Here is a 19852-nt window from a genome sequence, read left to right as displayed (position 1 = left end):
ATAGTTGCTTATAAGATTTTTTGATGGTATCTTTAGATTGGGTCATGAAGTCCGTCCTAACTTATTGGTTTTGTCACTTATAAGTTTAAGGCTTCATGGCCTTTTTGGTCTAGTTATTTTGGTGTTGCACTTACATTGTAAATCCGGCCTATATTTTATTGTTAAGGGCGGAAGCTCGCTTTTTAATCAGCTTTATGCTAATTTAGTTACGGATAAATGAAAACGGTTTCTTTGTTAAAAATAGTAAATTTGAGGTGATTTAGTGTCAAAAAAAGTAATGGCAATCAATTGTGGGAGCTCATCGTTAAAATTCAAATTATATAAAATGCCGGCGGAAACAGTCATGGTCGAAAGAATGATCGAGCGAGTAGGTAAAGACGATGCAATTTTTAGGTATACTTATCAGGGGAAAAAGCATCAGGCAACGCAAGTGGTCACTGACCACTATGTCGCAGTCCATTTAGTTTTAGACATGTTGTTGTCTGAGCGGATCATTACTGATTATAGCGAAATTTCTGGGGTAGGTCATCGTGTCGCTAACGGGGGTAGCTACTATAGTGATTCAACGCTGATCAATGCAGAGGTTGAAAAGCATATTGACCAATTAAGTGTACTATCACCTTTGCATAATCCGGTTAATTTAGTCGGGATAAAAGCAATTACGGTTGCCTTACCACATGTAAAGTCAGTTGCTGTTTTTGATACCGCTTATCATCATACTATGCCGCTCGTGAATAAAATTTATGGCATTCCTTACAAGTATTATGCGGAAGATGGTATCCGCCGTTATGGCTTCCACGGACCAAGCCATCAGTATATTGCACTAAAAACTGCCGAATTATTTCCTGATCACAGCCAACGAATTATTTCCTGCCACATTGGTAATGGCGCTAGTATCACGGCAATTAAAGATGGTAGATCGAGCGTCAATTCGATGGGCTTTACCCCGTTGGCTGGCTTAGTCATGGGCACGCGCAGTGGGGATATTGATCCACAAATTATTCTATATTTGCAGCATCAAGCTGGGATGTCGGCGCAAGCTATTAAAGATATGTTGAATAATCAATCTGGTTTGCTTGGCTTATCTGGTATTTCAAATGACGTTCGCGACTTAGCTAAAATTGCAGCGGATAGCACGGATAAGCGCCAAGAACGGGCTGATTTAGCTTTAAAGGTCTTTGCCCATCAGATTCAGTTTTATATTGGGGCTTATGCCGCAGAACTGAACGGCGTGGACAGTATCGTATTTACCGCTGGCATTGGTGAGCACTCTGCGCTAGTCCGTGAACTAGCTTGTCGGAATTTAGGCTATTTGGGCGCTAAAATAGATGCCGATAAAAACGCAGCTGACGCATTATCAATTGAAACAGCCGATAGCACAACTAAGATCTTAGTAATTCCAACTGATGAAGAAATCATGATCGCTCGCGATGTTGTGCGGGTCGCTCAGCTTGAATAAAAGTGGTGCTTAGATAATTTTTGGCGCTTACTGGACTGTTATTGGGGCTCAACCATAAGCTATTTACGGTTGAGCCCTATTTTTGTATTTAGATGAAATAGGGCCAGGCGAACAGCGCTTGCTTAGCGCAGGACATAAGCGGTAGAATTCTAACAGAATATAAATGGTGGCTTTAGCCTGATATTGTTGTCTAGCGATAGTCAGCCACCGATTACATAAGAAGGTAGGTCATTGATATGAAAATCTATACAAAAACTGGCGATAAGGGGCAGACACGGATCATTGGCAATCAAGTTGTTGCTAAGGATGATATGCGAGTCAATGCTTATGGTTCTGTTGACGAGCTCAATTCATGGGTAGGTTACACCGCTAGCCAACTAACCGATAAAACCGCAGAACTGCACGCTGAGTTAGAAGAAATTCAGCAATTGTTATTCGATGTTGGAACTGACCTCGCAACGCCGGCTGCTGATCCTAAACATGGTTTTATTTTTAATCCTGCGGCGACTAAATGGTTAGAAGATAAAATTGATCGTTATACAGAAGCGGTACCAGCTGTACAGAAGTTTATTTTACCTGGTGGATCGGCAATGGCTGGTATGCTACACGTGGCGCGGACGATCACTCGACGAGCTGAGCGGGAAGTGGTTTCGTTACAAGGCATTGTCGAAATCAATCAGGATGTTTTAGTTTTTATCAATCGTTTGTCAGACTATTTTTTTGCGGTTGCTCGGTACGCCAATGTTTTAGAAGGTCAGGATGATATTTTGTATCGCAATAGCCGGCCAGTTTTCCGTTAATTTATTAACAGCGCCAAAATTTGCAGACGGTTAAAAATATGCTACAATGCAGATATCAATAAGTTTACTCGACGTAAACTTTTGCTAGTGCAAAAGTCACTTTATTAATGAAAAGGAGCCTGTCCGACTAGTTTTTTTAAAACGTAGCGAGGAAGGACATCCGTCTTGAAAATGCAAACTTTTGCCAGTGCAAAAGTCACTTTATTAATGAAAAGGAGCCTGTCCGACTAGTTTTTTTAAAACGTAGCGAGGAAGGACATCCGTCTTGAAAATGTAAACTTTTGCTAGTGCAAAAGTCACTTTATTAATGAAAAGGAGCCTGTCCGACTAGCTTTTTTAAAACGTAGCGAGGAAGGACATCCGTCTTGAAAATGCAAACTTTTGCCAGTGCAAAAGTCACTTTATTAATGAAAAGGAATGAAGGCCGTTGAAATCTGACCAACCCAGACCGCCCCACATACGAATCACTATCGTAATTGCGCAACTTGCTATTATGGTAGCTTGTCTCTATGGAATTTTGACGTTCCACTCACCAATAATTTTCGTGTTAAGCGCACTTGTCATGGCGAGTTTGATATTATCGTTGATGAATGCATTGGGCTTTTATTCACATCCGCACCATAAACGGCATTTAAAAATAAATCGAGAATAAAAATAAAGAGGCCAGAATTTAAATTCTGGCCTCTTTTTACGTCCTTGAATTTTTTATAAGAAAGATAAAACGATACTAACGATAATTTCACCGAGGCCGATCCATAAAAATGCCCAACGCAACTCAATGTAGAAAGCGGACTGGTCAGTAGAATCGGGTACGTCTTTTTCATGATCATGGCGCCTTAGAAATAAACGACGTAAAAGATGGACATCATATAAGTAGAGAATAATTGCAATGATCAGAATAAACAAGCCAAGTAAAAATAGATTATTAGATAGATTAAGTAGTAATGTCCCTTTATCGGCAAGAAAAGCGAGTAATAGGGCGAAAGTGAGTGAAATAATTAAGCTAACTAAACTAATTTTTTTAACTATTGTGATCACTCCTCCCCTGTTAATATCACTGCACTTATTTTACCAGTGTCCTTTAAAAATACCAAATATACATTTAAAATGAATAAAAAAGATAAAAAAACACTTATTAATGAATTTACTTGCATAAATATTTTTAAATGCGTATAATATGGCTAAACATTAAAACGTAATTAGGAAACAAGGAGGGCTTTACCAATGAAAAGTAAACTGGGACGTCTGTTAATGGCATTATTTGTTATGTTGGCAGTCGTTGTACCGCTAGCAGGCACCGCTAATGCGGCAACAACACCAAATACGACGTTAACGGATCAACATTTAAATTCCATCAAGAAAAAAGGGTACATCACAGTTGGGCTATCGGCGGACTACCCGCCGTATGAATTTCATCAAACCATTAAAGGTAAGGACGAAATCGTTGGTTTTGATATTAGTATTGCCAAAAAAATTGCCCAAGATCTAGGCGTCAAACTGAAAATAAATGAAATGGGCTTTGATGCATTATTAGGGGCATTAAAAACTGGCAAAATTGACATGATCATTTCAGGGATGTCGAAAACGCCAGAACGGGAAAAAGAAGTCACTTTTTCTAAGCCTTATCTGAACGTTAAGCAAGTCGTGATGGCGAAAAAAGAGGATGCAGCAAAATTAAAGTCATCAGCAGATTATGAAGACGTTAAAGTAGGCGTACAAAAACAGTCTTTTCAGGAAGAACTTGCTCAAAAAGAACTATTTGGGGCTAAAATAACTTCGTTACAGAAGATGACCGATCTAGTCTTGAATTTACAGAATAATAAAATTAAGGCGATCGTGATCGAAAAGCCAGTGGCAGATACTTATATTGCGCAAAATAAAGACTTTGTTTTAACCAAAACGACGTTTGCTGAATCGACTAAAGAAACGGCGGTTGCCTTACCCAAAAATGCGCCCGGCTTAACTGCGGCAGTCAATAAATCAATTACGCAAATCAACCAAAAGCATTTATTGAAAGGGTACCAAGCTGATGCAAGCAAATTAATGTTCCAAAAAAATAGCTTCTTTAGCCAATATGGTAGTTATTTCCTCAAAGGAACTTGGTATACCATTGAACTAGCCGTTATTGGGGTCTTTTTCGGGGTTGTTCTCGGTACTTTGCTAGCCTTTATGAAGCGCTCACGGAATTTTATCCTAAAAGCAATTGCGGTTGTCTATATTGAATTTATTCGGGGCACACCACTCTTAATTCAAGTTTTTATCGCCTTTTTCGGTGCTCAAATGCTAGGGTTAGGTCTGTCAGCCTTGCTATCCAGTATGATCGCAGTTTCGCTGAATTCAGCTGCTTATGTTGCAGAAATTGTTCGCTCAGGAATCAATTCAGTTAAGCCAGGGCAAATGGAAGCTGCACGTTCGCTAGGGCTGAATCAAGCTGCTAGTATGCGCTATGTCGTCTTGCCGCAAGCCATAAAAAATATTTTGCCTGCGTTGGGTAATGAATTCATTACGATCTTAAAGGATTCATCGGTGGTTTCAGTGATCGGTGTCAGCGAATTAATGTTTGAAACTGGCGTGGTCCAAGGGGCTAGTTTTAAACCGTTCTATCCATTAGTTATTGCATCACTGATTTACTTCGTGTTAACGTTTGGTATTTCGCGTGTGTTAGCTATTTTTGAAAAGCGGTTGGCCGCTTCAAATTAATTGATAGAAAATGGATCAGCGTAGTTAATCTGCGCTGATCCATTTTTGCGTTAAAGGAAACAAAAAAAGCAACTCACTGGGTGAGTTGCTTCAAAAATCAAATTAATTATTTGTTGCTCAACTTAGATGCAGCAGCTTCGTCAACGATAACTGTGACGTTGTCTTTCTTCTGCAAGATACTTGCTGGGCAGTCAGGTGTGACTGGGCCTTCAACTAAGCCCTTAACGGCGTCAGCTTTTTCAGTACCCCAAGCCATCAAAATAATGTTATGTGACTTCATGATCGAACCAATACCCATTGAGTAAGCAAACTTAGGCACGTCTTCTTCATGTTCAAAGTTACGTGAGTTAGCTTCAATTGTAGATTCAGTCAAAGCAACTTTGCGTGTTTGGGCATCGATAGGTGAACCAGGTTCGTTAAAACCGATGTGACCATTACGGCCTAAACCTAATACTTGTAGGTCAAGAGGGTTGTCGGCGATGACTTTATTATAACGTGCTGTTTCAGCGTCAGCATCTTTAGCTAAGCCATTAGGAACGTAGCTTTTAGCAAAAGGTTTAGCATCAAATAAATGTTTAGCCATGAAATAATGGTAGCTTTGGCTATCTTCTGGTGCTAGACCAACGTATTCGTCTAAATTAATTGAGGTCATTTTAGTGAAATCAACATCACTAGCAATCAAATCTTTATACATGGTTTCTGGTGTACTACCAGTTGCTAAACCGATTACTTTAGCACCATTTTTAACAGCGTCGATCACCATATCTGCTGCTTTGCGACCGCCTTCGACTTGATCTTTAACAATAATTACGTTCATTATGTTAGAACCCCTTTTCATAAGTTGTCGTACCTTTATTGGTATAGTCCAATTATAAATCGTATTGAAAAATAGTCAAGTCCTTTGCGCAAATTTTTCGCAGTTGCAATAGGTAGGTTTAGAAATGGCACACTTATCTGTGCCAAAGTTCTGGTTGCTGCGATTTCTGTAAGCGCTACAATGAATGCATACGAATAAGAGATAAAAGAGAGGAGCGTTTTAAGCTATGGAAGCGACAGCAAATAATTCAAAAAAGAAAACTTCACTTAAAACGAAAGTCCAACGTTTAGGTAGTGCCTTATCGAACATGGTATTGCCTAATATCGGAGCATTTATTGCTTGGGGACTAATGACAGCGCTATTTATTCCAACAGGTTGGTTACCTAATGCAGAATTAGCAAAAATCGGTACGCCGATGGTTACTTATTTATTGCCATTATTAATTGCCTATTCAGGTGGTAAAGCAATTTCTGGTCATCGTGGTGGCGTTGTTGGTGCTATTGCAGCAATGGGGGTCATCGTAGGTTCTAATATTCCAATGTTTATTGGTGCCATGGCTTTAGGGCCATTTGGCGGTTGGTGTATTAAAAAGTGGGATGAAAAAGTTCAACCACATATTCACCAAGGATTTGAAATGTTGGTCAACAATTTCTCGGCTGGTATTATCGGGATGTTGTTAGCTATTCTAGGCTTTTATGCGATCGGCCCAGTTGTTTCTACTGCTAGTGGTTGGTTAGCGACTGGCGTTGATTACATTATTTCAATTCATTTAATTCCGTTAGCTAATATTTTTATTGAACCAGCGAAAATTTTATTCTTGAATAACGCGATCAATCAAGGTATTTTAACGCCACTAGGTATTCAAGCAGCTGCTAAGGCCGGTAAGTCGATCTTGTTCTTGCTAGAACCTAATCCTGGTCCTGGGCTAGGTGTATTGTTAGCCTTCGCTTTATTCGGCAAAGGTAACGCAAAATCATCCGCGCCTGGCGCAATCATTATTCAGTTCTTAGGTGGGATCCATGAAATTTACTTCCCATATATCCTGATGAAACCAATGTTGTTCTTATCCGTTATCGCCGGTGGTGTTACTGGTACTTTCACTTTCAATATGTTAGGTGCTGGCTTAAAGGCTTCACCATCACCTGGTTCGATCATCTCGATTTTACTGATGACGCCAAAAGGTATTGGCAACTTTGTTAGTGTTATTTTAGGGGTTACGGCTGCGGCAGTCGTATCATTCTTGATTTCAATGGTTATCTTAAAACGTGATAAGACACCAGATGTTAGTCTGGAAGATAGTCAAGCGCAGTTACAATCAATGAAGAGCAGTGCTAAAGGTACCGACACTAAGGATGCGAAAGCAATTTTAGCTGGCGGTGAAGTTAGCAAGATCATCTTTGCTTGTGATGCAGGGATGGGCTCATCCGCAATGGGCGCTTCAATTTTGCGGGATAAAGTTAAAAAAGCTGGATTATCGCAGTCAGTGACTAACACTGCGATCAGTAGTTTGCAGGATGAGGCTGGTTTGCTGGTTGTTACCCAGGAAGAATTAGCTGATCGGGCGTTGAAACAAACGCCAAATGCGGTTCACGTCTCTGTGGCTAATTTCCTAAATAGTCCTAAGTATGATGAGATCATCACTAGCTTAAAGACTAAGGATGTGACCACAACTGAACAACCGGCGACTACACCGAGTGAACAAGTAACCGCTGGTACAAGTGATTATGCAGTTGATTTCAGCCAAGTTCAAGAAATGAACTTTGTCCATCATGATCAAAATGTTGGTTCAGCAACGATGGCAATGTCAACTTTCCGTAGTGCCTTGCGTAAGGCTGATAAAAAGATCACCGTGCGGAACGTGGCCGTTAACGAATTAAACGATCAACCACAAGTATTGGTTCTAGCCAGCAAAGAAACGGCTAAACGGATCAAGAGTCAATTTGGCAATTTACAAATTATTGTGGTCGCAAACCTGTTAGATGATGCAGAGTATGCTAAAATTATCTCGAAATTAAAATAAGCACGTTTTAAAAGCGGTGGTGACTAAACCGCTTTTAAACGTTGCCAGAAGGGTTGGTAACCGTGTACTTTTCCAATCGTGAAGCAGAGATGATTTTTCTATTATTACGGCATGAAGCAGGTTTGACCCGCGAAGATTTATCTAAAAATTTAAATGTCAGTCGACGGACGATTTATCGTGAACTATCCAGCTTAGAATCAACGTTAGCCCGGGTACAAATTCAATTGATCAAACAACAAAATCACTATCGATTGGTTGGTGAACCGGCGGCACTGAAAAAATTACAGCAACAAATTACGACTGCGGAACATCCCGAATATTTTGATGTTCATCGGCGACAAAGTGCCGAAACGTGTCGGCTGCTATTACGTGATCAGGTTATTACCATGAAGCAATTGGCGGACGAGTTTGGTGTTAGTGTGCCGACGATTTCCCAGGATTTAACAGCAATCGAAATTATTTTAACGGATTATCGGTTGCAGCTTTCACGTAAGAAGGCTCAAGGGGTCCAAATTACCGGCAAAGAAAGCAATTGGCGCCGCGTTCTCAGTGGCGTACTGAATAGCGAGATCAACGAGTATGAATTCTTTGAATACTTGGAACAGCGAACGTTATCGTTAACGGAAACAGAATATAGTTCACGCTACTTTATCAAATTATTGGATCCCACCTTGTTGGCGATCAGCTATCAAGCCATTCAAAAGTATCAACAGCAGTCTTTTAGTCAATTTTCGGACAGTCAAATACAGCAGTTGATCATCGTATTGACTGTTTCAGCAATGCGGATCGCCGCACGGCAAACGTTGGATGAGCTGAAACATGTTGATAAAAATGAGGTATTTAAGTACCAACAGGTGGCAATCGATATTTTTAATCAATTTCCGCCAGCAATTCGGGATCACGTTAATTTGTTAGAGTTAGAGTTTTTAGCGCTACAGATTCAGGGAATGAGCTTTGCTTTACCAAAAAATGTTTTGCTAGAAAATTATGATCTGGCGTTGTCTTATCAGATTCGGGAGCTGGTGCAAAAGGTTTCGACCGCATTTAAATGGGATTTCCGGCAAGATGACCAGCTATTTACGGATCTAATGGCGCATTTGGCGGCGGCTTTGAAACGTTCACATTCGCAATTACCTGAGTTAAATAACCCAGTGTTAAAACGAATCAAAACGGAGTACACGCAGCTCTACAAAATAGTAGCGCAGGTGTTAGTCACAGTTTTTCCACAGTCTGAATTTATTGATAGTGAGGTTGCCTATATTGTGATTCATTTTGCGTCATCGTACGAGAAACGGGTCAAACGTTCCAGCCTATCCGCCTTAGTGGTCTGTGCTAATGGTATCGGAACGGCGAAGATTCTAGAAACGCGGCTAAGAAAAAATATTCCTGAGCTGACCAAGATCCATGTTTCGCGGGTAGCTGATTTAAATCATTTGGATCCAAATCAGTACGATATTGTTTTATCAACGATTGTATTGCCGGGCTTCCCAATGAGTTACAAAATGATCAGTCCATTATTATTGAGCAGTGAGATCAAAGAAATCACCGATTATTTACAGTCTTCCTATGGCGAGGCCGAAACTAAGCCGGTAGCGCCGCAGCCACAATTAAATGAACGAGCGCAAGATTTTAAAGCAGCCTATGAAGTGATGAAAACAGCCAATGATATTTTGGAACGGATCGCTGTCCAACAAATAAATAATCGGCAACAAGATCTGCTAGCGACTTTAAGCCAGATCACAACTAGCTTAGTCGGCGTGGTTTTGACTGATCCACAACGAATTGCTGAAAAATTACTTGCCCGGATGCAGCAGGCACCAGTTGGGATTCCCGATTCACCGTTAGCGTTGATCCACACCACGGATAGCGCCATTAAGCGGCCCTTCTTTTCATTGTATGATTTAAGTGAAGCATTGTCGATCACGGCAATGGATGGCCAACCGATGGAGCTTAAGCGGGTATTACTGATGCTTGGGCCAGAAAAAATGACGTTTGCTGAAAATAGTTTAATGGGTAAGATCAGCGGCTCAATTATTGAAAGTGATCTAAACTTAGCGATTTATAAAACTGGTAGTCAACAAATTGTTTATCAGTTAATTAGCAGTTTATTCCTAGATGAAATTAAGTATCTTAACCAACAATCGATAGAAAAGGGTGACCTTAAATGAAGGGCTTAGATGAAAAATTGATTCAGATCAATCAGTCAGTTAAGACTAAAGAAGATGCGATCCGGATGGCTGGTCAACTATTAGTTGATAATGGCAACGTTGATGCACCGTATATTGATTCGATGTTAGCGCGTAACCGCGACGTCTCTGTGTACATGGGTAATTTCATTGCGATCCCCCATGGGACTGAAGATGGTAAGCAATACATCAAAGAAACGGGGATCTCGATTGTGCAATTGCCGTGGGGCGTTGACTTTGCTGATGATCCAGCGGATGAAAAATTAGTGACCGTTGTTTTCGGTATTGCTGGTTTGAATGGAGAACATTTACAATTATTATCACAAATTGCTTTGTTCTGCAGTGACATTCATAATGTAGAAAAACTGGCTGATGCACAATCAGTAACAGAAATCATAAACTTATTGAAAGAGGTTGAGTAGTGTGAAAGCAGTACATTTTGGTGCAGGTAATATTGGTCGTGGCTTTATCGGGGAGACTTTAGCTGCTAATGGTTTTAGTATTGATTTTGTTGATGTTAATAGCACGATCATTAATGCGTTAAATCAACGTCATGAATACGATATTGAGCTGGCAGCTGCTGGCCATGAAAAAATTCATGTTGCTAACGTTGATGGTTTGAACAACAAAGATCATCCAGAAGCAGTTGTGGCGGCAATTGAAAAAACTGATTTAGTGACCACTGCAATTGGTCCTAAAATCTTACCATTTATCGCACCATTGATTGCTGATGGTATCAAAGCCCGTGCAGCAGCAGGTGACGAAACTAAATTAGATGTTATCGCTTGTGAAAATATGATCGGTGGCAGCCAATTTTTAAAGACTGAAGTTTATAAGCATTTAGCTGATGCAGATGAAACTTATGCTAATAGCCATGTTGGTTTTCCTAATGCAGCGGTTGATCGAATCGTGCCACTACAACATCATGATGACCCATTAGCGGTTTCAGTTGAACCATTTAAAGAATGGGTCATCGACGAATCACAAATGGTTCGTCCAGAAATCAAATTGGACACAGTCGTTTATGTACCTGATTTGGAACCCTACATTGAACGGAAATTATTCTCCGTTAATACTGGCCACGCAACAGTTGCTTATACCGGTAAGTACAAAGGCGACACGACGATTGGTGAGGCCATTGCTGATCCTGAAATTTTCAAACAATTACAAGGCGCTTTGGCTGAAACTCGTGATTTGCTTAGCCATAAATGGGACTTTACGGTTGAAGAATTGAAAGCTTATCAAGATAAAGTTGCCAGTCGTTTCCAAAACACGTACATCTCTGATGATATCTCCCGAGTTGCCCGGACACCAATGCGTAAATTAGGCTTTGATGAACGCTTCATTCGGCCAATTCGTGAACTTAAGGCTCGTAACTTAAACTACGATATATTGTTAGACACCGTGGGCATGATCTTCACTTATGATGAACCTAGTGATGAAGAAAGCGTTAAGTTACAACAGTTACTTAAGGAGAACGATTTAACGACCGTGATCAAACAGGTGACTAGCTTAACTGACGACGAGTTAATTGCCGCCATTGCTAAAAGTTATCAGGCTAAATTAGCTACTAAATAAAATTAACTATTTTTAAGAATTGCATTTGAAACGATGCAATTCTTTTTTTGTGTGCTAATTTTAAAGAAAAATCAAGATTAATTTGCTACACTAAGAACAGATATGCTTGGACAGGTTTAGTAATCGTCCTAAATTAGGAGGACCCAATTAATGAAAATTTTAGTCGTTGATGATGATAAAGATATTGTTGAACTTTTAAGTATTTACATTCAAAATGAAGGCTACACCACAATTAAAGCTTATGACGGCAAGGAAGCACTAACTAAGTTAGCCACTAATCCAGATACTGCGCTGATGATATTGGATATTATGATGCCGAATATGGATGGGATGGAAGTCGTCCGTGCTGTTCGTAAGGATTCACAAATTCCGATTCTAATGTTGTCAGCTAAAACGGCAGATATGGATAAAATCCAAGGGCTGATCAGTGGCGCCGATGATTATGTGGCCAAGCCATTTAATCCGTTGGAAGTTATGGCGCGGGTCAAATCTTTATTGCGTCGTAGTCAACAACAAGTAACAAATGATGCACCAGATGTTTTAGAAATCGGACCACTGGAAATTAAGAAGGATTCTCATGAAGTCACAACTTTAACTGGCCGTCAGATTCAGTTGACTGCACTTGAATTTGGTATTTTATATTTATTGGCTAGCCACCCTAACCGTGTTTTCTCGGCGGATGAAATTTTTGAACGTGTTTGGCAGCAAGAAAGTATTGTTTCAGCCAAAACCGTAATGGTCCATGTTAGTCATTTACGTGACAAAATCGAAGAAGCAACTGACGGCGAGAAAGTGATCCAAACTGTCTGGGGTGTCGGCTATAAAGTCGAAGCACACTAGCTTACAAGTGGAGGCGGAACGAAAATTGAAATTAACCGGCCGAGAAAAAAGTGCCTTATTCGTTGAAGGTGTCGTGACGGTGATTTTACTTCTATTATTGAATTTATCAGTGATCGTGATTTTAAATCAATCGATCCAAAATAATCAGGCGTTAAATGATGGGATTTTTCAAATCAAAAATGCCGTTGCAATCGGTCCTAATGGGTTTCATCTAATGAGCTGGCAGAATGTTTTCACGTTTGCCATGTTACTATTTGATGCTGCCGTTGTTTATTGGCGTTTAATTCGCCGTTACCACCAAATGCAATTAAGTCACGTTATTGCTGAATTACATTATATTGCTGATGGCCATTTTGAACATCGAATCCCGTTTAAACTCAGTGGTGACTTGCAGCGTGTGATTTTAAGTATCAACGCCTTGGTGGCTTCGACTGTGCAATCGATGGATGAAGAACGGAAAATTGAAAATTCAAAAGACGAACTGATCACTAATGTTAGTCATGATATACGGACACCGTTGACTTCGATCATTGGTTATCTGGGCTTGATCGAGGAGCATCAATTTCATCAAGAAAAGCAGCTGCTGCAGTACGCTCATATTGCCTTTGAAAAAGCTAAACAAATGCAGAGTTTAGTCGAGGATTTATTTGAGTACACTAAGGTTCGCCAAACGACAACGCCATTAACGATCTCTAAATTGGATATGGGCCAAATGTTGGAACAAGTGGCGGCTAGTTTTGAACTAGAAGCAACTAAAAAACAGATGCAGATCAGCGTTAATTATCGACCTGATCCACTGGTGATGATGGCTGACGCCGAGAAGCTTAGCCGTGTTTTTAATAATTTAATCAGTAATGCGCTAAAATATGGTAACGGTGGGCATCACATTTATTTATCGGCGGTCGCTCATGGACAAGAAGTCGTGATCAAGGTGGCTAACGATGGGCAACCAATTCCGCAGACTGCTTTAACACAATTATTTGATCGGTTTTATCGGGTCGAGGAGTCACGCTCAACTGCCACTGGTGGGACTGGCCTAGGTCTAGCCATTGCACAAAGCATTGTCTCCTTACATGAGGGTGAGATCTATGCCACATCGGAAAAGAAATTAACCAGTTTTATTATTCGCCTACCTTTAAAACACGGCGAAAAATTACCACCACGTCCGACAGAATAAGCCAGTTGCTGCGGATATCAAATGCTTAATAGCGGGTGATGCTAATAAGCTTGTATTTTTTGTGAGATAGGAGAAATTATGTTTAAAAAAGTTATGGTACGGGTGACTTTGATTCTGGGGCTATTACTAGGTAGTGCGGGGCCAACCTTAGCCGCTGAAACAGTTGATGCTAAAGCTGGTTTGGCGGTCGATGCGCAAAGCGGTCAGATTTTATTTGATCAATCAGGAAGTGAAGTTTTACCAATTGGCTCAATGACCAAATTATTAACGGTTTATCTGACTTTAAATGCAATTAAGCAAGGTAAGCTTAGTTGGGATACACAAGTACCAGTTAGTGCGCTGGCTTATAAATTAACTCAGGATACCGAGTTAACGAATGTCCCATTAACAGAAAATGGTCAATATTCGGTACGTGATCTTTACGACGCGGCACTGATCCAGTCGGCTAATTCAGCGGCGATGATGTTAGGTGATGCGTTTGCTGGTTCGCAAACTGCGGCAGTTAAGCAAATGCGGGCACAATTGCAGCAGTGGGGGATCACCGACGCCTATATTGTGAATTTAAGTGGTCTGAATAATAGCTACCTGGAAGATCAAATCTATCCCGGCTCAGCGAAGACTGATGAAAATAAAATGTCAGCAGCTGATATGGCAATTGTGGCCCAACATTTACTGACTGATTTTCCTGAGGTCCTTAATACAACTAAACAAACGAGTATGGAATTCGCCATGGGAACTAGTTCCGCGACGACCTTAAAAACTTGGAATAATATGTTACCGGGACAAACCGCCGCAGATGCTAATTTACCGGTTGACGGTTTAAAAACAGGGACAACGGATCTAGCTGGTGCTTGTTTTACCGGTACAGTTAAAAAGGATGGGCGGCGGATCATAACGGTGGTCATGCACGCCAATCAAAATGAGACGGACAGTAACGCCCGTTTTGTTGAAACAGCTAAGATCATGAACTCCGTCTACGATACGCAAAGTTATCAAAACTTAGCTAAGGGTAGCGCACCAGCTAATCAGAAACGCTTACCCGTGAAATTTGGGACGCAAACTAATGTGGCGGTTGGCTTAGCACAGCAAGTGGGTTTCTGGCTGCCTAAAACGCAAGCCAAGGCTAAGCTAACGTATAAAGTAACCGCAAAAACGCCGCTAACAGCGCCAGTTGCGGTCAATAAGCAAGTGGGTACAGCACAAATTAAAACGCCTGTAACGTTGCGTTATTTGCCTGGACAAACACCTAAGGCAACAACCGTCACGACGCAAAAAGCAGTGAATAAATTAACTGGCTTTGACTTATTTAAAGCACAAGTTGTGGATTTCTTTTAACGAGCGTTGCAAAATCTAATTTTTTAGGTACGCTGATACAAAATTTGTGACAAGTTTCTTACTTAAATTTTTCATTAATCCGGCATAACCACCTAGTATGGTTATGCATTACATGCTAAACTTGAAACCGATGGCGATATTTAACGTCATCGGTTTTGTGCTATAATTAAGGGGCTAATTTTATGTCATGCGCAGCTAATTATGCGCATTTAGTTTCGATCTAATTTAATTAAAAAAGCAAGAAAGAGGCAGGTATCGTATGCAGTTACAATTTGCCGAAATAACTAACTTACTGAACGAACATCAGTTGCTGATCAAGTCAGTGGTGCCTGACGCGGTTATGCCACAAGTGAGCGCGATGGCGTATGATTCGCGTAAAAGTAGTGCGAATTCACTTTTTTTCTGTAAAGGTGCCTTTAAGCCAGAATATTTAACCACTGCACGAAAAAATGGCGCCAGCGCCTACATGGCGGAAACTGAATTTGCTGAAGGTGCTGGGCTGGCTACTTTTATCGTCACCAATATTCAAAAGGCGATGGCGTTGATCAGTGCAGCGTTTTACGGCTTCCCACAAAATGAGCTTTTTATCATTGCTTACACAGGAACTAAAGGGAAGACGACTTCAAGTTACTTCACACATGATATTTTAAAAACCGCAACTAACAATCAAACAGCATTATTTTCTACGATCGATCGCATTGTTGGACCGCGACCAGAGCAAGAATTCAAGTCGCACTTAACCACGCCAGAATCATTGGACTTATTTCACGATATGCGCACCGCAGTTGATTCAGGGATGACACATTTAGTGATGGAGGTTTCGTCACAGGCTTACAAGAAGGATCGTGTTTACGGGCTCCATTTTGACGTCGGCGTTTTCTTGAATATTACGCCAGATCATATTGGGCCGACCGAGCATCCGAATTTTGCGGACTATCTGCACTGCAAGTTACAACTGCTAGTTAATTCGCGGATCTGCTTGATCAATGCTGAAACGGCGCATTTAAATGCAGTTTATCAGGCTGCTGAAGCCACTAGCCAGCCGCAAGATATTTATTTATTTGCTAAGCAGGATTTTCAACCAGCGATTGCGTTACCGGCAATCGATTTTCGCTATCAAAGTGAAGAAGCTGATTTAACTGCTAGCCAATTTAAGTTATATCCGCAAACGGCTAAGGCGCGTGCGTTAACGGCCAGTGGTCAGTATAAATTGAGCTTGCCTGGTAACTTTAATGAAAGTAACGCCGTTGCCGCTGCCATTACAGCTAGCCTAGCTGGCGCGACCACCGCTGCGATTCAAGCAGGCTTAGCGGCTGCTTATGTGCCTGGGCGAATGGAGTCCCTGCAAACAGTTAGCCATGGCACAATTTATGCTGATTATGCGCATAATTATGCTAGTATGAAGGCTTTACTTAGCTTTCTTGAAGGTCAGCAACCTGATGCAAAGGTGATCGTCGTCGTGGGTAGTCCAGGTAATAAGGGCGTTTCACGGCGTGCTGGCTTTGGTAAAGTTTTAACTGAGTATGCCGATGTGGCATTTTTAACGGCTGATGATCCTGGATTTGAAGAGCCCTTAAAAATTGCTCAAGAAATTGATGCACATATTGATCATAGTAAGGTTAAGGTCACAATTGAAATTGACCGAAAAAAAGCAATTGCCGCGGCGATTGCAACCAGCACTGCCAACGATATTGTCGTGTTAGCAGGTAAGGGTGACGATGCTTATCAGAAGGTGAATGGCGTCGATACACCATACCCGACAGATATGGTCGTTGCTAAAGAAATAGTGAGAGGATTGTAAGCATAATATGGATAGTGAGATGGATTTTATTCCCGTACTTTTAGGGAGCGATATTAATGTTTATGGTATGGCCCGAGCATTCTATGAACGCTACGGTGTTAAATCAACGGCGTACGCTAGTATACAATTTGCGCCAACTAAGTACAGTAAAATTGTTAATGTCGAAACCTTCCCTGGTTTTAGCGAAGATCCAGGGTTTATTGAAAATATGACTAAAATTGCTAAACGGTATGAAAACATCAATAAAAAAGCTGTATTGATCGCCTGTGGTGATGGCTATGTAGAATTAGTTTCTAAACATAAAACTTTTTTAGAAAAAACGTTTGTTGTGCCTTATGTTGATTACAATTTAGTTGAACAATTGATCAGCAAGGAAGCTTTTTATGAAATGGCCGATCGTTATGATTTGCCGCACCCATTGACACAGATCATTAGTAAGGCAGACTATAAAAATGGTGTTGCTACAATTGATGTCCCTTATGAGTATCCAGTAGCGCTGAAACCATCGAATGCAGTTGAATGGCTAGATATTAAATTTGAAGGTCGTAAGAAGGCTTTTCGGATCAAAGATCGTGCTGAATTTGATGATATTGTCAGTAAAATTTACGATCATGGCTATACGGCTGATTTGATTCTGCAGGACTTTATTCCTGGGGATGACAGTAATATGCGGACGTTAAACTGTTACGTTGATCAATATCATCATGTGAAATTAATGTGCTTGGGCCACCCATTATTGGAAGACCCAACACCAGCAGATATTGGTAATTACGTCGCGATTTTGCCGGAATATAACCAGGCCGTTTATGATCAAATTCAGCATTTCTTAGAGGCCATTGAATTTACTGGTTTCTGTAACTTTGATATGAAATACGATCGCCGCGATCAGACGTTTAAATTATTCGAAATCAATTTACGTCAAGGCCGTAGTAGCTTCTTTGTAACGTTAAATGGTTATAATTTAGCGGAATATGTGATTGAAGATCGAGTCACTGGCGCCCTAAAAGACAAACCAACTGTCTACGGTAATCAAAATGAAAGCCAGCAGAAACTATGGTTAGGTGTACCAGTTAAAGTTTTCAAACAGTACGCACGGGATAATGAAGATAAGCAACGAGCCTTAGAGTTATTGGCAGCCAAGCGTTACGGGACGACGGTTTTCTTTAAACAAGATATGAATCCTAAGCGCTATATCTTGCAAAAATACGCCTTTTACCTTTATAATGGTCGCTTCAAGGATTATTTTAAGGAAAACAAGGGGGACATGTAATGCGTCACTTCTTTTCAGTTTTAGGTGGTATGGGAACGCTGGCGACTGAAAGCTATATTCGAATTTTGAATCAGCGGACGCCCGCTAAGCGAGATCAAGACTATTTGAACTATATTTTGGTCAATCACGCCACTGTGCCTGATCGGACAACTTATTTGTTGGATCATAAGCAACAAAATTTTTTGCCTGATCTGATCGAAGATGTACAACAGCAAAATCTACTCAAGCCTGATTTTATGGTGATGGTTTGTAACACAGCCCACTATTTCTATGATGAATTAGCGGCAGCCAGTGATGTGCCATTTTTAAATATGCCCCAAGAAACTGTTCGGGCACTGCAAAAGCGTTATCCGCAAGCACAGCGAATTGGCTTAGCGGCAACGCAAGGAACCATCAGCAGCCAGGTTTACCATAAATACATTGCGGATGCCGGCTTAACTGAAGTTGATCCTACACCAGCGATCCAAGAAAAAATTACGCGGTTGATCTATCAATCGATCAAAGAAGAACAAGGGGCCGTAGATCCAACTTTGTATCACGAAATCTTGTCCGACATGATGCGTGATCTTAAGGTGGACGTGATTATTTTAGGCTGTACCGAATTATCATTGGCCCAAGAATTAGCACCGAATCATCAATATCCAGTAGCTGATTCGCAATCGATCATTGCTGATCGAACCCTAGAATTAGCTCTGGAACTGCGCCGCGCTTAAAAAGAGCCGCGTAAAAGTTACAAAAAAATACACCCTTAGCGGTGTATTTTTTTGGCTTTAAGCGACGGTTACTTCGACATCAGCAAAGTATTTACTGAAGTGAGCAACATAATGGCCTTTTTGTAAATGTGGTGGTAATAGGAACGTACCGCTGGAAACTTTGGTACCTGCTGGGAAGGCGACTCCTTGTTCGGCGAGTTTGCCAACAAGCCATTTCAATGAGTTCAGTGGGTTACCTAAAACTTCAGATGATTTACCAGTACCTAGTTCTTTACCATCTAAAGTGGGCGTGCAATCAACTGTGGCTAAGTCTGGGGTTTGTAATGATTCAGTTGTATCTTTACCGTACACAACGCGACCACCAACGGCACCGTCAGCAACGACTAAGTACTTGGAGAGCGCTGGAAACCAATCGCTAAAGCGAGAGTCAGGAAGTTCGACGCCAGCGGCAACACCGACTTTAGCCAGCAATTCTTTTGCAGTATCGCTAGGCAATAAGGCTGCTTTAGCGGTGAAGACCATTTCGACTTCTAACAGCGGATCCATGAGCTCACTCAGCGGTAACTGTGCTGGACTGGTGAGCCATGCTGATTTGGTTTCAGCACCATAAAAAGGGGAGTCAGAATCAAACATCTTCTGCGTTGCTGCAGAAGTTAAGCTAACTTTATAGCCGGCTACCGGATCATTTTTTAATTCAGTGAAAGCATGCTGCACCCGATAGGCGGTTTCAAAGTCAGGTACAACTGGTTCCCAGTCACTGGCTTTTAATGGTTTTTGTGTTGTTAACGCCTGATGTAAAGCGTTGGCCACCTTAGTTTCTGTTGCTGATTGAACGGTTAATGTAGTTGCGTCACTCATAACAAACATCTCCTAAGTTAGATTTTAAATTAATTACTAAAAAACGTCCCAGAAATACAATTGTATTTCTGGGACGTTACGGCGTGATACCACCCAAATTCTTATTGTCATTACTAACAATAACTTAGTCGCGTACAGTTATTTACGATAGAGAGTGTCAAATTTTATGTGTAAATAGAAAAGCCTCTCGTCCTTTTTTTAAAACATAGATTCTAATGTGTCTTCAACCATGTTGAATCCCTTATGCACCCGCTGATCAAACTTGTCATTGTAATCCAGAATAACCGTCATCAAGGTT

General features: G+C 40.9%; 16 protein-coding genes. 13 read left to right on the top strand and 3 right to left on the bottom strand.

The features are described from left to right. Positions 1 to 262 precede the first annotated feature (262 nt). Both EKM76_RS09290 and EKM76_RS09285 read left to right on the top strand, forming a co-directional pair. Entirely contained in the window at positions 263 to 1459 is a 1197-nt protein-coding gene (locus tag EKM76_RS09290) for an acetate/propionate family kinase (protein ID WP_125550397.1), read from the top strand. A gap of 236 nt (positions 1460 to 1695) precedes the next feature. Continuing rightward, positions 1696 to 2259: a cob(I)yrinic acid a,c-diamide adenosyltransferase gene (locus EKM76_RS09285; RefSeq protein ID WP_125550396.1), complete on the top strand. Its 564-nt coding sequence runs from the start codon at positions 1696 to 1698 to the stop codon at positions 2257 to 2259. 705 nt (positions 2260 to 2964) lie between these two features. Here EKM76_RS09285 and EKM76_RS09280 read toward each other — a convergent pair. After that, entirely contained in the window at positions 2965 to 3297 is a 333-nt protein-coding gene (locus tag EKM76_RS09280) for a hypothetical protein (RefSeq protein ID WP_125550395.1), read from the bottom strand. Positions 3298 to 3483: 186 nt separating this feature from the next. Here EKM76_RS09280 and EKM76_RS09275 point away from each other — a divergent pair, with 186 nt between their 5' ends. Then, complete coding sequence (locus EKM76_RS09275; RefSeq protein ID WP_125550394.1) at positions 3484 to 4959, top strand: ABC transporter substrate-binding protein/permease; 1476 nt, start codon at positions 3484 to 3486, stop codon at positions 4957 to 4959. Positions 4960 to 5065: 106 nt separating this feature from the next. On the opposite strand, the gene EKM76_RS09270 is transcribed toward EKM76_RS09275, so the two are convergent. After that, positions 5066 to 5776 (bottom strand): glucosamine-6-phosphate deaminase, encoded by a 711-nt coding sequence (locus EKM76_RS09270; RefSeq protein WP_125550393.1) that lies wholly within the window; start codon positions 5774 to 5776, stop codon positions 5066 to 5068. Positions 5777 to 6002: 226 nt separating this feature from the next. Here EKM76_RS09270 and EKM76_RS09265 point away from each other — a divergent pair, with 226 nt between their 5' ends. The 10 genes from EKM76_RS09265 (at position 6003) to EKM76_RS09220 (ending at position 18696) form a co-directional block, all read left to right on the top strand. Next, a complete protein-coding gene (locus EKM76_RS09265; protein WP_125550392.1) occupies positions 6003 to 7796 on the top strand; it encodes a PTS mannitol transporter subunit IICBA in 1794 nt (597 codons plus the stop codon). A gap of 41 nt (positions 7797 to 7837) precedes the next feature. Beyond that, positions 7838 to 9964, top strand: coding sequence for a BglG family transcription antiterminator (locus EKM76_RS09260; protein ID WP_225417911.1), 2127 nt, complete (start codon positions 7838 to 7840; stop codon positions 9962 to 9964). After that, on the top strand, positions 9961 to 10404 hold the full coding sequence (locus EKM76_RS09255; protein ID WP_125550391.1) for a PTS sugar transporter subunit IIA: 444 nt from the start codon (positions 9961 to 9963) through the stop codon (positions 10402 to 10404). Before EKM76_RS09260 ends, EKM76_RS09255 begins: the two co-directional genes overlap by 4 nt. Position 10405: 1 nt before the next feature. Then, positions 10406 to 11560 (top strand): mannitol-1-phosphate 5-dehydrogenase, encoded by a 1155-nt coding sequence (locus EKM76_RS09250; RefSeq protein ID WP_125550390.1) that lies wholly within the window; start codon positions 10406 to 10408, stop codon positions 11558 to 11560. 150 nt (positions 11561 to 11710) lie between these two features. Then, positions 11711 to 12400: a response regulator transcription factor gene (locus tag EKM76_RS09245; protein WP_125550389.1), complete on the top strand. Its 690-nt coding sequence runs from the start codon at positions 11711 to 11713 to the stop codon at positions 12398 to 12400. Between the two features lie 25 nt (positions 12401 to 12425). Further along, positions 12426 to 13577: a sensor histidine kinase gene (locus tag EKM76_RS09240; protein ID WP_125550388.1), complete on the top strand. Its 1152-nt coding sequence runs from the start codon at positions 12426 to 12428 to the stop codon at positions 13575 to 13577. A 78-nt stretch (positions 13578 to 13655) separates the two neighbouring features. Continuing rightward, on the top strand, positions 13656 to 14912 hold the full coding sequence (locus EKM76_RS09235) for a serine hydrolase (protein ID WP_125550387.1): 1257 nt from the start codon (positions 13656 to 13658) through the stop codon (positions 14910 to 14912). 259 nt (positions 14913 to 15171) lie between these two features. Beyond that, positions 15172 to 16713, top strand: coding sequence for a UDP-N-acetylmuramoyl-L-alanyl-D-glutamate--2,6-diaminopimelate ligase (locus EKM76_RS09230; protein WP_125550386.1), 1542 nt, complete (start codon positions 15172 to 15174; stop codon positions 16711 to 16713). Between the two features lie 7 nt (positions 16714 to 16720). Next, positions 16721 to 17983, top strand: coding sequence for a carboxylate--amine ligase (locus EKM76_RS09225; RefSeq protein WP_125550385.1), 1263 nt, complete (start codon positions 16721 to 16723; stop codon positions 17981 to 17983). Beyond that, positions 17983 to 18696, top strand: coding sequence for an amino acid racemase (locus EKM76_RS09220; protein WP_125550384.1), 714 nt, complete (start codon positions 17983 to 17985; stop codon positions 18694 to 18696). The genes EKM76_RS09225 and EKM76_RS09220 overlap by 1 nt, the downstream gene beginning before the upstream one ends. 57 nt (positions 18697 to 18753) lie before the next feature. Here EKM76_RS09220 and EKM76_RS09215 read toward each other — a convergent pair whose 3' ends face one another. Beyond that, complete coding sequence (locus EKM76_RS09215) at positions 18754 to 19554, bottom strand: 2-keto-4-pentenoate hydratase (protein WP_125550383.1); 801 nt, start codon at positions 19552 to 19554, stop codon at positions 18754 to 18756. Positions 19555 to 19852: the final 298 nt, after the last annotated feature.

The organism is Loigolactobacillus zhaoyuanensis (assembly GCF_003946385.1).
GTDB lineage: Bacteria > Bacillota > Bacilli > Lactobacillales > Lactobacillaceae > Loigolactobacillus > Loigolactobacillus zhaoyuanensis.
This window is presented reverse-complemented; position numbering and strand designations above follow the sequence as displayed.